The sequence below is a fragment of the Pseudohaemophilus parahaemolyticus genome, from assembly GCF_938021905.1.
Lineage (GTDB): Bacteria > Pseudomonadota > Gammaproteobacteria > Enterobacterales > Pasteurellaceae > Haemophilus_A > Haemophilus_A parahaemolyticus_B.
The window spans coordinates 1-13192 of record NZ_CALIFA010000072.1; the positions used below are offsets into that span (position 1 = coordinate 1).

17 protein-coding genes and 4 tRNA genes are annotated in these 13192 nt (G+C 40.0%); 10 read left to right on the forward strand and 11 right to left on the reverse strand.

Translation table 11 applies throughout. The features are described from left to right. Together QMF79_RS07890 and QMF79_RS07895 are read right to left on the reverse strand one after the other, a co-directional pair. Positions 1-232, reverse strand: a 232-nt coding sequence (locus tag QMF79_RS07890) for a winged helix-turn-helix transcriptional regulator (RefSeq protein ID WP_281773421.1), incomplete at its 3' end; no start/stop codon positions are given. A 30-nt stretch (positions 233-262) separates the two neighbouring features. Further along, entirely contained in the window at positions 263-601 is a 339-nt protein-coding gene (locus QMF79_RS07895; RefSeq protein ID WP_281773409.1) for a helix-turn-helix domain-containing protein, read from the reverse strand. Positions 602-776: 175 nt separating this feature from the next. Here QMF79_RS07895 and QMF79_RS07900 point away from each other — a divergent pair, with 175 nt between their 5' ends. The 6 genes from QMF79_RS07900 (at position 777) to rplS (ending at position 3489) form a co-directional block, all read left to right on the forward strand. Continuing rightward, a complete protein-coding gene (locus tag QMF79_RS07900) occupies positions 777-1097 on the forward strand; it encodes a DUF805 domain-containing protein (RefSeq protein WP_281773410.1) in 321 nt (106 codons plus the stop codon). 12 nt (positions 1098-1109) lie between these two features. Beyond that, positions 1110-1313 carry a hypothetical protein gene (locus QMF79_RS07905; RefSeq protein ID WP_281773411.1) on the forward strand — a complete coding sequence of 68 codons (204 nt, stop codon included), beginning with the start codon at positions 1110-1112 and terminating at the stop codon, positions 1311-1313. A gap of 163 nt (positions 1314-1476) precedes the next feature. Then, positions 1477-1725: a 30S ribosomal protein S16 gene (gene rpsP / locus QMF79_RS07910; protein WP_007525753.1), complete on the forward strand. Its 249-nt coding sequence runs from the start codon at positions 1477-1479 to the stop codon at positions 1723-1725. A gap of 46 nt (positions 1726-1771) precedes the next feature. Continuing rightward, positions 1772-2299, forward strand: a complete 528-nt coding sequence (rimM, locus tag QMF79_RS07915) for a ribosome maturation factor RimM (protein WP_005708635.1) — start codon at positions 1772-1774, stop codon at positions 2297-2299. A gap of 58 nt (positions 2300-2357) precedes the next feature. Next, positions 2358-3113, forward strand: coding sequence for a tRNA (guanosine(37)-N1)-methyltransferase TrmD (trmD, locus tag QMF79_RS07920; protein WP_281773412.1), 756 nt, complete (start codon positions 2358-2360; stop codon positions 3111-3113). A 25-nt stretch (positions 3114-3138) separates the two neighbouring features. Next, positions 3139-3489, forward strand: a complete 351-nt coding sequence (gene rplS, locus QMF79_RS07925; protein WP_005706147.1) for a 50S ribosomal protein L19 — start codon at positions 3139-3141, stop codon at positions 3487-3489. A gap of 181 nt (positions 3490-3670) precedes the next feature. Here the strand turns inward: rplS and QMF79_RS07930 are convergent, their stop codons facing one another. The 9 genes from QMF79_RS07930 to coaA form a co-directional block, all read right to left on the reverse strand. After that, complete coding sequence (locus QMF79_RS07930) at positions 3671-5692, reverse strand: UDP-glucose:protein N-beta-glucosyltransferase (protein WP_281773413.1); 2022 nt, start codon at positions 5690-5692, stop codon at positions 3671-3673. Positions 5693-5710: 18 nt separating this feature from the next. After that, positions 5711-7042, reverse strand: a complete 1332-nt coding sequence (rimO, locus tag QMF79_RS07935) for a 30S ribosomal protein S12 methylthiotransferase RimO (protein ID WP_111428103.1) — start codon at positions 7040-7042, stop codon at positions 5711-5713. 148 nt (positions 7043-7190) lie between these two features. Continuing rightward, positions 7191-7889 carry a 5'-methylthioadenosine/S-adenosylhomocysteine nucleosidase gene (gene mtnN, locus QMF79_RS07940; protein ID WP_281773414.1) on the reverse strand — a complete coding sequence of 233 codons (699 nt, stop codon included), beginning with the start codon at positions 7887-7889 and terminating at the stop codon, positions 7191-7193. After that, positions 7879-8589 (reverse strand): thiol:disulfide interchange protein DsbA/DsbL, encoded by a 711-nt coding sequence (locus tag QMF79_RS07945; protein WP_281773415.1) that lies wholly within the window; start codon positions 8587-8589, stop codon positions 7879-7881. Before QMF79_RS07945 ends, mtnN begins: the two co-directional genes overlap by 11 nt. Positions 8590-8614: 25 nt before the next feature. Beyond that, positions 8615-9199 (reverse strand): molybdopterin adenylyltransferase, encoded by a 585-nt coding sequence (gene mog / locus QMF79_RS07950; protein WP_281773416.1) that lies wholly within the window; start codon positions 9197-9199, stop codon positions 8615-8617. A 237-nt stretch (positions 9200-9436) separates the two neighbouring features. Continuing rightward, positions 9437-10351 (reverse strand): c-type cytochrome biogenesis protein CcmI, encoded by a 915-nt coding sequence (gene ccmI, locus QMF79_RS07955; RefSeq protein WP_281773417.1) that lies wholly within the window; start codon positions 10349-10351, stop codon positions 9437-9439. A 3-nt stretch (positions 10352-10354) separates the two neighbouring features. After that, on the reverse strand, positions 10355-10819 hold the full coding sequence (locus QMF79_RS07960) for a cytochrome c-type biogenesis protein (protein WP_281773418.1): 465 nt from the start codon (positions 10817-10819) through the stop codon (positions 10355-10357). A gap of 22 nt (positions 10820-10841) precedes the next feature. After that, positions 10842-11387 (reverse strand): DsbE family thiol:disulfide interchange protein, encoded by a 546-nt coding sequence (locus QMF79_RS07965; protein WP_281773419.1) that lies wholly within the window; start codon positions 11385-11387, stop codon positions 10842-10844. Between the two features lie 68 nt (positions 11388-11455). Beyond that, positions 11456-12406 carry a type I pantothenate kinase gene (coaA, locus tag QMF79_RS07970; protein WP_281773420.1) on the reverse strand — a complete coding sequence of 317 codons (951 nt, stop codon included), beginning with the start codon at positions 12404-12406 and terminating at the stop codon, positions 11456-11458. Positions 12407-12650: 244 nt separating this feature from the next. Here coaA and QMF79_RS07975 point away from each other — a divergent pair. The 4 genes from QMF79_RS07975 to QMF79_RS07990 all read left to right on the forward strand — a co-directional run bounded on the left by QMF79_RS07975 (position 12651) and on the right by QMF79_RS07990 (position 13036). Then, positions 12651-12726 (forward strand) — tRNA-Thr (locus QMF79_RS07975). Positions 12727-12756: 30 nt separating this feature from the next. Next, positions 12757-12841: transfer RNA gene (locus QMF79_RS07980), tRNA-Tyr, on the forward strand. Between the two features lie 41 nt (positions 12842-12882). Then, positions 12883-12957: transfer RNA gene (locus tag QMF79_RS07985), tRNA-Gly, on the forward strand. Between the two features lie 3 nt (positions 12958-12960). Continuing rightward, a tRNA-Thr gene (locus QMF79_RS07990) sits at positions 12961-13036 on the forward strand. Positions 13037-13192 lie beyond the last annotated feature (156 nt).

The window sequence follows — 13192 nt, forward strand, 5'->3', positions numbered from 1 at the left end:
TTAATGTGTAATCCACTTGCGGTGGCACGGTATTATAGGATTTACGGATTAACATCCCATCGGCTTCCAATTCTTGTAAGGTTTGCGTCAGCATACGTTCGCTTACGCCGTCGATAGATCGGCGAAGTTCACTAAAACGCTTGGTGCCCGAATGTAAACTTACTAATACCAAGGTACCCCAACGGCTGGTTAAATGTTGCAAAATTTGGCGGGAAGGGCAAGCTGAAGCCAGAACATTCCCACCCTACATTTTTATATCTGTTTATTTGTTTTTCTTCAACTCTTTCAAAAAAGCTACAAAAATCGTTTTTTGCGGTGTAGTTAATTCCTGCCAATGTCTGTCCAATTCATCATTATTCCATTCCGCCACTTCCATACAATCGGCAAAAAAGTAACTAATTGGCGTTTTTAAGAAGGTTGCAATTGCCACCAAATGCGACATATTGATCTTGTTTGTGCCACGTTCGTAGCGAGAAAGTTGTGGTTGTGAAATATCCACATATTCAGACAATTTTTCTGCTGTGTAACCCAATTCTTTTCGTTTTTGTTGGATACGTTGTCCGACAGCTCGGTCTATATCACTTGCGATTGGTTGAACCATAAATCATCGTTGCCATTTTATTCATATATAGCATTATTTTTGATGATTTGTTACCTTGAATGAATATCTTGCTAAGCATATAATTTTTGTAAATATGCGTTTTATGCATATTTGTAATGAGGTTTATTATTATAAATGAATATAGAACAATTTTTAGAATGTTGAGGTTTTATCAATGAATAGAAAACAGTACATAAAATTTGCACTTATCTACTATCCACTTTCATTTGTGGCTGTTTTTACTTGGATTTTTCTAGTCGCTTTAGGAAACAAACATGGAATGGGCATATTAACAGACATAGGATTATCAATAGTCGCTATAAGTGTGTTAATCAGATATAAATATGGTAAGAAACGACTAGAGTATCTTGGTAAATCCAAATGGTGGTTGGTCTTTTCGCTATTTTCATTAACTGAGCCATTCTTTCATATCGCTATGTGCTTTATAAAAGATGAGCAAGCAGAAGTTTCAGCATTAGAAGATAAAACCCAATAATAGATGTGTTATATGTTTGAATATGAAATAGTGAGAGTAAGACAGCCATTCACTTATTCTTCGGAACATAATGAATATATTGCTTTTAAGCAAAAGCTATTAGATTACCTTAATGCAGGCTATGAGCTGGTTCATAGTGAAGATTTTGTTGAAGAAGTTGAAGGAATAGGCAATGAATTTTCTTTTAAGCTCTTTATTCTAAGAAGAAAGAAATAAGCATTTCTGACTAGTCTAGTCCTTGCCTTCGGCTTTTCCCCTTGCATTTTCGCAAAAAAGCGGTAAAATTCCACCGCTTATTTTCTGTAAAAATAGAGATAAGTTCGCACCCTCACCTCGAACGAGGGTTTATTTTTTACTATCAACAATTTAGAGGAAGGTTATGGTAACCATTCGTTTAACTCGTGGCGGAGCTAAAAAACGCCCATTCTATCAAATCGTGGTAGCGGACAGCCGTTCACCTCGTGACGGTCGTTTCATCGAGCGTATCGGTTTCTTCAACCCATTAGCAGCAGGTCAAGCTGAACGTTTACGTTTAGATGTGGCTAAAGTTGATGCTTGGGTTGCTAAAGGTGCTTCACTTTCAGATCGTGTAGAATCTTTAGTAAAAGAAGCACGCAAAGCAGCTTAATAAGCGGCTGAATTTTTTAAAAATTTTGCAAAAGTAGGTGAATAATATGAGCGAACAAAAAATTGAAGTTGTGGGGAAATTAGGTTCAACCTATGGTATCCGTGGCTGGTTACGTTTGTATTCATCTACCGAAGAGGCAGAAAGCATTTTCGATTATCAGCCATGGTTCTTAAAAATTAAGGGGCAATGGCAGCCAATCGAACTCGAAAGCTGGCGTTATCACAGCAATGATTTGATTGTGAAATTAAAAGGCACAGACGACCGTGAAGCCGCACAATTATTAACTAACGCTGAAATTGGTGTAGATTTAAGTGTGTTTCCAGAACTGGAAGAAGGCGATTATTACTGGCACGATTTAATCGGCTGTTCAGTAGTAAACCTTGAAGGCTACACTATGGGCGTGGTAACTGAGTTAATGGAAACAGGTTCAAATGATGTGCTAGTGGTTAAAGCAAATAGCAAAGATGCTTTCGGCAAACAAGAACGATTAATTCCGTTCTTATATGAACAAGTAGTTAAAAGAGTAGATCTCGCCACCAAAACAATTACGGTGGACTGGGACGCTGGTTTCTAACCTCAGGTATGCGGTGTGAGCTTTCGCTTTTAAGAGCAAGAACGTTGGGGGATAAATAATGTGGATTGGTATTATTTCACTGTTTCCCGAAATGTTTAAAGCAATCACTGATTTTGGGGTAACAGGTAGAGCAATTAAACAAAATCTTCTGCAGATTCAATGTTGGAATCCGCGCGATTTTACAACAGATAAACATAGAACCGTGGATGACCGCCCTTATGGTGGAGGCCCGGGAATGTTGATGATGGTGCAGCCGCTTCGTGATGCAATTCATGCAGCAAAAAAGGCAGCACAAGCAGAAGAGGGTGCAGAGGTTAAAGTGATTTACCTTTCGCCACAGGGTCGCAAACTCGATCAACAAGGTGTGCAAACGCTAGCTTCAAATCAAAAACTGATTTTAATCTGTGGCAGATATGAAGGTGTTGATGAGCGATTGATTCAATCGGAAGTTGATGAAGAATGGTCAATTGGCGACTATGTTTTAACAGGGGGCGAATTACCTGCAATGACATTAATTGATGCTGTTGCAAGATTCGTACCGGGTGTATTAGGTAAACAAGCTTCCGCTTTGGAAGATTCATTTGCTGAGGGCTTATTAGATTGCCCACATTATACTCGCCCTGAAGTGCTAGATGGCATACCTGTGCCTGAAGTGCTGATGTCTGGACACCATGAAGAAATCCGAAAATGGCGATTATCGCAATCTTTGGAAAGAACTTGGTTACGACGCCCTGAGCTATTGGATAGCCTAGCTCTGACTGACGAACAACAGAAGTTGTTGCGACAAATCAAGCAACGACACAAAATCAGTTAATTCTAGGATTTAGAAGGTTTTTAAAATGAGTAACATCATCAAACAACTTGAAACAGAACAATTAAAACAAAACGTACCTAGCTTCCGTCCAGGTGACACATTAGAAGTTAAGGTATGGGTAGTAGAAGGTAGTAAAAAACGTTTGCAAGCGTTCGAAGGCGTGGTTATTGCAATTCGTAACCGTGGCTTGCACTCTGCATTCACTCTACGTAAAATTTCAAACGGCGTAGGCGTTGAACGTGTATTCCAAACTCACTCACCTGCAATCGACAGCATTGCTGTTAAACGTAAAGGTGCGGTACGTAAAGCTAAACTTTACTACTTACGTGAGCGTTCAGGTAAATCTGCACGTATCAAAGAGCGTTTGGGTGCATAATTCACCGCTTAATGCGAAATTTAAAAACCTTGGGGAAACCCAAGGTTTTTTTGTGCTTATCCGAAAGGTATGTTTGATGCTATTTGTGCGATATTTGCATAGAAAAGCGGTGATATTTAGTTTGAATTTTGCAATACTCATGCTAAATATCACCGCTTAATTTTATTTGCTTAGAAATTTGTTATTTTTTAGCTGGTTTCTTTTTCAATTTTTTTGCAGCATCTTTCAATGGAGTTGTGTTAGCAACTTTTTTTGGAGCTACTTTGGTTTTTTTCTCAGAAGATTTTCCAGTCTTCGCGGCTACTTTTTTAGCTGTATTTTTTGGTTTTTCTTCTGCTTGAGAAAGATGCTCTGCTTTCCAAGCATCAAGTTTCGCCAGCAATACTTTACCCATTGGGCTAGGATCGCCAGTAAATAGCGTGTTTAAGCCATTGTTTTCAATGATATGGCGACGTAGTTCCAAACGTTCTTGGTGATTTTCAGCTAATCGAATTGCACGGTCTACATATTCATCTACAGTATTTGCAATTAACCATTCTGGTAAGCCTAAACGTTTAAATAACCCTTCATCAATATGCTCATGTACTTCTGGACCTGTTTTGCAGATACCAACTAAACCTAACGTTACCATATCAATAATACCGTTAGTATTCCCGAATGGGAATGGGTTTACCATCATATCGCAGTTATACAGAATATTGAGATATTCGTGGTATGGACTATGTGGGTGAGCCGTTGCACTATCACCTAAGTAGGTTTTAATAAAGCGTTCTACATACGGGTGTGTGATACCACTTGATTGACCTAACGCAAAGTGGAAATGTACTTTCACTTTTGCACGATCACGAATTGCTTTTAATGCCTCTAAGAAATATGGGTTTAACTTCATGGTAGTTGAAGCAATACCAATATTTACTACTTCAGGGTTTTCACGCAAGCGGTAATTCACACTTGTTGGAGCAAAAGAAGATGGCACGTAAGGTAATGCGTCTTTTGGTAAGCGTAATAGTGTTTCGCTAAAGCACTCTTCAGAACCTACATAGTCATCTTCTACGATCACATATTCAATGAAATCAGAATGTGTAGTACCGGGGTGCCCCAATGCTACCACTTGAATTGGAGCTAAACGTGTGTTGCTTGCAAAGATGGTAGTTAAATCCATACCAATACTTGGCATATAGAAAACGGATGCACCATTTTCTTCGCAAAGTCCTTTTAACATATTCAATTTATCGAAAATTGAATTGCCTTCAAGTAGTACGAATTCATCAAATACAGCACGTCCAGCTTCATCTACTGCTGGGCCACCTACACCAATAAGGTGGAAACGTTCACGTGCAGCAATCATCGATGTTGAGTGAGTACGATAAATGGAGTGTGCTGAATGGAAATGTTCTAGTAATACAACCATAACAGGTTTTCCATTACGTTCACCTAATTTTGTTACATCGCGATCTGTCCAACCGTGAGCAAGTAAATGGCGACGCATTACTTGGTTTAATGCTCGTTTTACATCGTGTTTATTGCCCGCAATATCATAGCTGCAGTGCATATACACATCATGAGATATACCGCTTGGTAAGTTATTTAGATTCTCAATAGTGGCTAATTTTTCTGGGAACCATTGCAAAATCGCTCCACGTTTTGAGAATGCAGCCTGTGTACCGATAAAGCGTGGAGACTGTAATGCAAAACATAGCGATGCACAAATTTCAGGAGACAAATTCCAAAGTGCATCCAAATTCAATGACACGTTAGATTCTGGTAAATAAAGAATACAGAATTTAATGAGTGCTGATTTATTCGTTTCTAAATGTATATCTAGAGGATCTTTAGCTGCAGGATTACGATTATAAGTTGTGAGAATATGATCTGCATTTACATAAGGAGATGATGCAAAAATCAATGAAATCCAACGTTGTAATGTGAAGAAACGTAATGCACCTGCTTCAGAAATGTCTAGTTGAGGATCTGTAAATAATTCGGTAATCGCAACAGCCATTCGAGTACAAAAGTGAATAGTTTTATCTTGTTCAAGTGTACTGAGTTGTTGAGGTTCGTTAATTTCAATTCCTTCGATACCGCCAAAATTGCTATCAATTTTACCTAAAATATCGAGGAGTTCTACACAAGCTGCTTCATAGTTTTTAGCAGCAACTTCTTGTTCAAAACGAATAACACTTGGTTGTTTTTGTTCGGACATGTTCTTTTCCTTTTATGATTAATAAGTTCCCCACAGATCGTATTCATCTGCGTGAGTAATGGTAACAGAGATAATCTGTCCTATTTTAACTTCTTGGTTTGAAAGATTATCAACATAAACGACACCATCAATTTCAGGAGCATCTGCCATTGAGCGGCCGATAATGCCTTCTTCGTCAATTTCATCGACAATCACCGCAAGGGTTTTGCCAATTTTTTGTTGTAATCGACCGCTTGAGATTTCTTGCTGTAACTGCATAAAGCGGTGGAAACGCTCTTCTTTCACTTCTTCTGGCACTTGGTCTGCCATATCGGTTGCAGGTGCACCTTCTACAGGGCTGAATTTAAAGCAACCAACGCGGTCGAGCTGTGCTTCTTTTAAGAAATCTAACAACATTTGGAAATCTTCTTCCGTTTCACCAGGGAAGCCGACGATAAAGGTTGAACGAAGCGTCAATTCTGGGCAGATTTCACGCCATTGTTTGATGCGTTCAAGCGTGCGTTCAATTGAGCCAGGGCGTTTCATCGCTTTTAAGATTTTCGGGCTGGCGTGTTGGAGTGGAATATCCAAATATGGCAGAATTTTTCCCTGTGCCATTAACGGGATTAAATTATCCACGTGAGGATAAGGATAAACATAGTGCAAACGCACCCAAACGCCTAATGAACCAAGTTGCTCACACAGGCTCATTAAATCATTTTTAATCGGCATCCCGTTCCAGAAAACGGTTTTTGTGCCCTCTTCTTTTTTCTTATCTAAGGCATAAGCTGAAGTATCTTGCGAAACGACTAAAATCTCTTTCACGCCTGCATCTACAAGGCGTTTTGCCTCGTCTAAAACTTGCACGATAGAACGGCTGTCTAAATCGCCACGCATTGAAGGGATAATGCAGAAGGTACAACGATGGTCGCAGCCTTCTGAGATTTTCAAATAAGCATAATGCTTCGGTGTGAGTTTCACCCCTTGTTTTGGCACTAAACTCACGTATGGGTTATATTCTGGTTTCGGTACATATTTGTGCACGTGTTTCATTACCGCTTCATAGCTGTGCGGGCCGGTGATTTCTAGCACTTTTGGATGTACTTCACGGATCTGATTCTCTTTTGCACCAAGGCAGCCTGTTACAATTACTTTACCATTGGCTTCTAATGCTTCACCAATACTTTCTAGTGATTCTTGCACGGCACTGTCAATAAAACCACAGGTGTTGACAATCACTAAATCCGCACCTTCATAGCTAGGAATAATATTATAACCGTCTGAACGAAGTTCAGTCAAAATACGCTCGGAATCCACTAAATTTTTTGGACAACCAAGACTAATAAAACCAATATTGGGACTTGAGTTCATCATAAATTAATAGGGTAATCAATTAAAAAAAGACCACTGTAAAAGCAGTGGTAATAAATTCGAGATATTATACAAAATATCAGACAAAAATTCGCCATTAAGCGGGTAATTTTGTATAAAGTTTTGTAAATTTTGTAAGAGAAAACGGCTAACTTAGGTTATTTAACATATCAAGTACCATTTCAGAGGATTTCTCTGCTGCAAGCGGGAGGAACTCATCAAATGAGAGATGCGATTCTTTATCGGCAACATCTGAAATGGCACGCACTACCACAAATGGCACATTCATTGCATGGCATACTTGAGCGATTGCTGCCGCTTCCATTTCAACTGCGGCAACTTGTGGGAAGTTCGCACGAATTTGAGCGATTTTATCTGCCCCATTGATAAAGGCATCGCCGCTACAAATTAAGCCAGAAACGGCATTTAAGCCTAATTTTTCCGCCTGTTTTTTAGCTACTTCTACTAATTGTTCATTTGGTAAAAATGCCGCTGGATTGGCGGGAAGTTGTCCCTTTTCATAGCCGAAAGCGGTAACATCCACATCGTGGTGACGCACTTCGGTTGAAATAATCACATCGCCCACGTTTAAGTTTGGATCTAACCCGCCAGCAGATCCCGTGTTAATAATCATATCGGGTTTGAATTGCTGAATGAGTAGTGTTGTGCCCATTGCAGCGGCTACTTTTCCAATGCCAGATTGCAATACTGCAACAGGGCGGTTGTTAATTTTACCTTCAAAAATTTTGCAGTTGGCTATTTCTGTTGTTTTTGGTTCAAGCATTAAACCGCATAAAATTTCTACTTCTTGAGGCATCGCACCAATAATTGCAATTTTATTTGCCATCGTTATCTCCTTGTTCTTGTTGTAGTTTTTCAACTAAAAAATCTAGTACCCCGAAGGTGTAATCATCGTTGTAAAGCGTGTTTTGCAACAAAATATATTTGCCGTTTAGCACTGCCATCGGCACATACTTTGGTGAACCATATTGTTTGAACAAATTCACATCAGCTTCAATCTGTTTTTTCACTAATTCAGAGTGGAAAAGCTGATGGAATCTCTTATCATCAATTCCGTTACGCTTAAGCCACGCTCGGATTTCCTCATTGCTTTTAAGCAGGCTTTTCTCTTCTTTCCGATCGAGGCTGTCAAATAGGTAAAGAGGGCTTAAATCCTCTTTGCCATACTCTTTAAAGGTTGCATTCATCGCACTGGTGAAATTTTCATCCTTGGCGAAGCTCGGTGAGGTTTGCAACACCAATTTATCTGCGTGATTTTTTACATAGAGATTAAGGGAATCCAACCCAATCAGGCAGTTTTTGCAGCCATATTGATAAAAGTATTGGATTAAAATTTTGCCCTTTGGCACATTGACTTTAATCGGTTTAATGTAGGAAAAGAAATCTTTACCATCTTTGAAAAGCGGTTGTTTTTCTTCGGTTTTTTGCGAAAACTCACTGCTGGCTTTCTTTTCTGATTCGTTTGCAAAGTTGGGTAAAGCAATCATCAAACCGAGCAAAGCGGTTAAATAATGTCGTAATTTCATCGTTATTTTTACTTATTTTGTGGCTTTATTTTCTCGCTGATTTTGGGCGGAAACTTTCGCACACATCAGCGTGGGTGTCGATATAAATCTCGCTGAGTAATTGCAAGCAATAAGGCACAGCGGAGAAAATGCCTTTTACTATTGTTTTGCCGTTTTCGTCTTTTACGCCTTCCAAGGTTTCTTGAATGGCTTTCGGCTGCCCTGGTAAATTAAGAATTAAACTTTCGCCACGAATCACGCCGACTTGGCGAGAGAGAATTGCGGTCGGCACAAATTGCAAACTGACCTGACGCATTTGCTCGCCAAAACCTGGCATTTCACGGTCGGCAATTGCAAGGGTGGCATCAGGCGTTACATCTCGTTTCGCAGGACCTGTGCCACCTGTGGTGAGTACCAAATGGCAGTGTTGGTTATCAACCAAATCCACTAAAGTTTGCTCAATAAGCTGTTGCTCATCAGGAATTAAACGCACCTCCACATCAAATTCATCTATAAGGGCTTTTTCCAACCAACTTTGTAAAGCAGGAATGCCTTGGTCTGCATAAACGCCTTGCGAGGCACGGTCGGAAACAGACACTAATCCGACTCTGAGTTTTTGTTTGTTTAGCATTTTATATTCTCTTTTTGTACTAATTTCTCCGTAAATGACTACTGCCAAATCTCCCCTCCCCCTCTTTGCTCAAGAGGAGTTTAAATCATACTAAAATCGGCTTTTAGTGTTCTACTTCAACATTAGTATTTAAAACTGTTGAGCATAATTTACTAATGAATAATCCTCTCTTTAGCAAAGAGGGGGAGGGGAGATTTGGCAGTCTTGTTTCCGAAGAAATTAGTTTATTTGGTTATCTTACTTTTGATTTTCTTTCACCGCTTCAGCTGCTTTTTGCTCTTGCATTTTCTGCATTTGCATTGCCATATCAATACTTTTTTCTACCGTTTTACGACGCGGATTATCTTCAGGAATCAGCTTCAACATCATTCCCCACGTCATCGCTGCCATTTTGTAATCTTCTTCTTCAAAAGCACTAAACGCTAGCATACTTAACGCATCGAGGTTGGTGTGGTCTTCACGTAATAATTCGGACAGCAACTCTTTGCCTTTTTCTTTATCCGATTTATCTTGCGAGAGCATCAGCAACTGGGCGTAGGTCGATTTGTATTGCATATTTTTCGGATCGAGCTGCACCGCTTTGCTATAGCTTTCATACGCCAACTGCCCGTCATCTTTTGCCATTCCCACTTGCCCGAGCATAAACCAGCCTTGAGCATTGTTTGGATTTTCCTGCAAATCGGTACGTAACGCCACGGCAAATTGGTTTAGCTCTGCTTCAGACAACGGGTTTGTGTCTTCGTTTTTAATACGATCGTAAAAATATTCCAGCTTTTTATGTGTCATATTGACCATATCTGACGCCTGCCACGAGCCGACTGAGACATAAGCCGCCGTGCTAATCGCTCCAACCGCAACAAGAATTGCAACAAACCAGCCTTTTTTGACCGCTTGTATGCTGGCTTGTTGCTCAGCTTCTTCGGGAATATCGTCTAACAAGCTCTGTTGTAACTCTTGTTTGGTCTGCTCTGCATCTTCGATCACTCCCTCGTTCGCCTCTTGCTCTACTTCTTTTAAACGTTGGAAGTAAAAATGCTTGTTGAGCGTGGAACGTTGCGTACCGTTCAATTGCTGTTTGCTTTTTAAAAGCGGGTAAAAACCGATGAAGCAAATCACCAGTGTGATTGCCAAAGTAATGAGCCAAAAGGTCATAGATTATTCCTTATCATTAAGAATTTTTGCCAAACGTGCTTTATCTTGTGCCGATTTTGCAAGATCTTGCGATTTTTCAACCGCTTGTGAGCCCTTTTTCTTTCGCATCAAAATCAAGCTAATACCCGATAAGATAAGTAGTATAGGCAATATCCACAAGAAAATAGTAGCAGGGGTAAGCGGTGGATCATAGGTGACAAAATTTCCGTAGCGTTCAACCATATAGTTTACCACTTCATCCTTATTTTTGCCCTGTTTGAGCAATTCCAATGTTTTCGCCCGCATATCGGTGGCGATAGTTGCATTAGAATCCGCAATGTTGTTGTTTTGACATTGCGGGCAACGCAGAGTTTGAATCAACGATTGATAATCTGCCTCCTGCTGCGGGCTATCGAATTGGTTGAATTCGATGGGGACAGCGGTGGCAACAGTTGCCGTGAAAATGAACAGAGAGAGAAGTTTTTTCATCTTGAGTTTTCTATTTATATCGTTATTGTGTTTTCGCATTATCATAAATGGGCTTCAACGTTTCATTCCACACGTTTTCATTCACATCCCCTGCGTGGCGGTAGAGAATAATCCCGTTGCCATCAATCACAAAGGTTTCTGGTGCACCATACACGCCTAAGTCTAAGCCTAGAGAGCCTTTAGGATCATACACTATCGCTTTAAATGGATTGCCGTAATTCATGAGGAATTTCATTGCTTTGGCACGTTCGTCTTTGTAGTCGATGCCGACAATTTCCACGCCTTGTTTCGCAAGTTCAGTGAGGTAAGCGTGTTCTGCGTAGCAGGTTGGACACCACGTTGCCCAAACAGTAAGAAGGCGAGGCGTACCTGTTTTAATGATTTTTTCATCTAGCATTTTGGTTTCATCTTGCACCGATTCTAGTTTGAATGTGGGCACAGGCTTGCCGATAAGTGCCGATTCGAGTTTTTTCGGGTCATCGCCGTTGCTATTGCGAAAGAGTTGAACCATTAAAGCGATGCAAAGCGTGATAAATATAACTAAAGGAAGAAAGAGTTTTTTGTTCATAATTATTTCTCTATTGCCTAGTGCTTTCGCCCTAGGTCACGTATAAATTAGCCTCTTTGGGGCTAGAGTTATTTTCTTAATTTCACCGTCTGGATTTCGTGGTTTTCACCTTTGGTGAGAATTAAATTCGCTCGCTCACGGCTTGGCAGAATGTTTTTCTTCAAGTTTAAGCCGTTGATTTCTTCCCAAATGGTGGAGGCGGTTTGGATTGCCTCTTCTTCCGATAATGCTGAGTAGTGATGGAAGTAGGAATTTGGGTCTGAAAATGCACTGCGGCGGAATTTCAGAAAACGGTAAATATACCACTGTTTTAATAAGGTTTCATCAGCATCGACATAAATAGAAAAATCTACGAAATCGGAGACAAAAGCATTGTGCGGGCTGGCGGGGTAATTCATTCCGCTTTGGAGCACGTTCAAGCCTTCTAAAATTACGATGTCGGGTTGTTCGACTACGTTAAATTGGTTGGGAATAATATCGTAAGTTAAATGCGAGTAAATAGGTGCTTTAACTGATGGTTTTCCCGATTTCAGATCAGAAACAAATTCGATTAAGCGGTAAATATCGTAAGATTCTGGGAAACCTTTGCGCTTGAGCAAGTTTTTCTCTTCTAAGGTTTTTAATGGATAAAGAAAGCCATCAGTAGTAATTAAATCTACTTTTCGTGGTTCAGGATAATTTGAAAGTAGAGCTTGTAAAATACGTGCTGAGGTGCTTTTGCCTACTGAAACACTCCCTGCGATACTAATAATGTAAGGTACTTTTGGCGGCTCAACATCTAAAAAGCGGTGTAAAACGGCTTGGCGTTTGAGATTTTCTTCGATGTAATAGTTAATTAAACGGGCAAGTGGTAGATAAATAGTGCGTACTTCTTCTAAAGAGAGATCTTCGTTAAAGCCGAGCAAGGGTTTGAGGTCTTGTTCGGTTAATTTTAACGGTACTGATTTGCGTAATTCCGCCCATTGACTACGATCAAATGTTAGAAAAGGGGTAATTTTGTTGGTTTTTTCAAGGCTCATTGCCAAAATCTCTATTTCTTAACCTAAATTTTGCTTTTTAAGCAAAAAGAATGATGCGAACTATACAATATAAACAGGATTTTTTGGGGATTTATTCTTATAAAAACAACAAAAAGTTACAAAAAATCAACATTTAGAATACAAAGTAAGCAAAGAAACGTTTTTTTTAATTTTTTAGAAAAAAACGCTTGCACAGTTTCAAAAAATCTCTATAATGCACCTCACTTGCTTACGACAACGCAACGCCGACTTAGCTCAGTAGGTAGAGCAACTGACTTGTAATCAGTAGGTCACCAGTTCGATTCCGGTAGTCGGCACCATCCTTTAGTAAACAAGTATTCATTTAGCGTGGAGGGGTTCCCGAGCGGCCAAAGGGGGCAGACTGTAAATCTGTTGGCTCAGCCTTCGAAGGTTCGAATCCTTCTCCCTCCACCATTTTCTAAATGAATTCTGATGGGACAGATGAATTTAGGACTGCGGGCATCGTATAATGGCTATTACCTTAGCCTTCCAAGCTAATGATGCGGGTTCGATTCCCGCTGCCCGCTCCAAACGCTGATATAGCTCAGTTGGTAGAGCGCACCCTTGGTAAGGGTGAGGTCGGCGGTTCAAATCCGCCTATCAGCACCAGCCTTCCAAATTCCTCTCTCCTTATTAAATAGTAATGATTTTATTGGTTAATGTGGTTTAATTTACCCATCGATAACCGTGTCTATTTAGAGGGACTCTTTAAATGTCTAAAGAAAAATTTGAACGTACAAAACCGCACGTAAACGTGGGTACAAT

Bases quoted from the DNA above. Each gene is read 5' to 3' on its own strand.
- QMF79_RS07895 (WP_281773409.1), bottom strand. From the start codon at position 601: ATGGTTCAACCAATCGCAAGTGATATAGACCGAGCTGTCGGACAACGT.
- QMF79_RS07900 (WP_281773410.1), top strand. From the start codon at position 777: ATGAATAGAAAACAGTACATAAAATTTGCACTTATCTACTATCCACTT.
- QMF79_RS07905 (WP_281773411.1), top strand. From the start codon at position 1,110: ATGTTTGAATATGAAATAGTGAGAGTAAGACAGCCATTCACTTATTCT.
- rpsP (WP_007525753.1), top strand. From the start codon at position 1,477: ATGGTAACCATTCGTTTAACTCGTGGCGGAGCTAAAAAACGCCCATTC.
- rimM (WP_005708635.1), top strand. From the start codon at position 1,772: ATGAGCGAACAAAAAATTGAAGTTGTGGGGAAATTAGGTTCAACCTAT.
- trmD (WP_281773412.1), top strand. From the start codon at position 2,358: ATGTGGATTGGTATTATTTCACTGTTTCCCGAAATGTTTAAAGCAATC.
- rplS (WP_005706147.1), top strand. From the start codon at position 3,139: ATGAGTAACATCATCAAACAACTTGAAACAGAACAATTAAAACAAAAC.
- QMF79_RS07930 (WP_281773413.1), bottom strand. From the start codon at position 5,692: ATGTCCGAACAAAAACAACCAAGTGTTATTCGTTTTGAACAAGAAGTT.
- rimO (WP_111428103.1), bottom strand. From the start codon at position 7,042: ATGAACTCAAGTCCCAATATTGGTTTTATTAGTCTTGGTTGTCCAAAA.
- mtnN (WP_281773414.1), bottom strand. From the start codon at position 7,889: ATGGCAAATAAAATTGCAATTATTGGTGCGATGCCTCAAGAAGTAGAA.
- QMF79_RS07945 (WP_281773415.1), bottom strand. From the start codon at position 8,589: ATGAAATTACGACATTATTTAACCGCTTTGCTCGGTTTGATGATTGCT.
- mog (WP_281773416.1), bottom strand. From the start codon at position 9,199: ATGCTAAACAAACAAAAACTCAGAGTCGGATTAGTGTCTGTTTCCGAC.
- ccmI (WP_281773417.1), bottom strand. From the start codon at position 10,351: ATGACCTTTTGGCTCATTACTTTGGCAATCACACTGGTGATTTGCTTC.
- QMF79_RS07960 (WP_281773418.1), bottom strand. From the start codon at position 10,819: ATGAAAAAACTTCTCTCTCTGTTCATTTTCACGGCAACTGTTGCCACC.
- QMF79_RS07965 (WP_281773419.1), bottom strand. From the start codon at position 11,387: ATGAACAAAAAACTCTTTCTTCCTTTAGTTATATTTATCACGCTTTGC.
- coaA (WP_281773420.1), bottom strand. From the start codon at position 12,406: ATGAGCCTTGAAAAAACCAACAAAATTACCCCTTTTCTAACATTTGAT.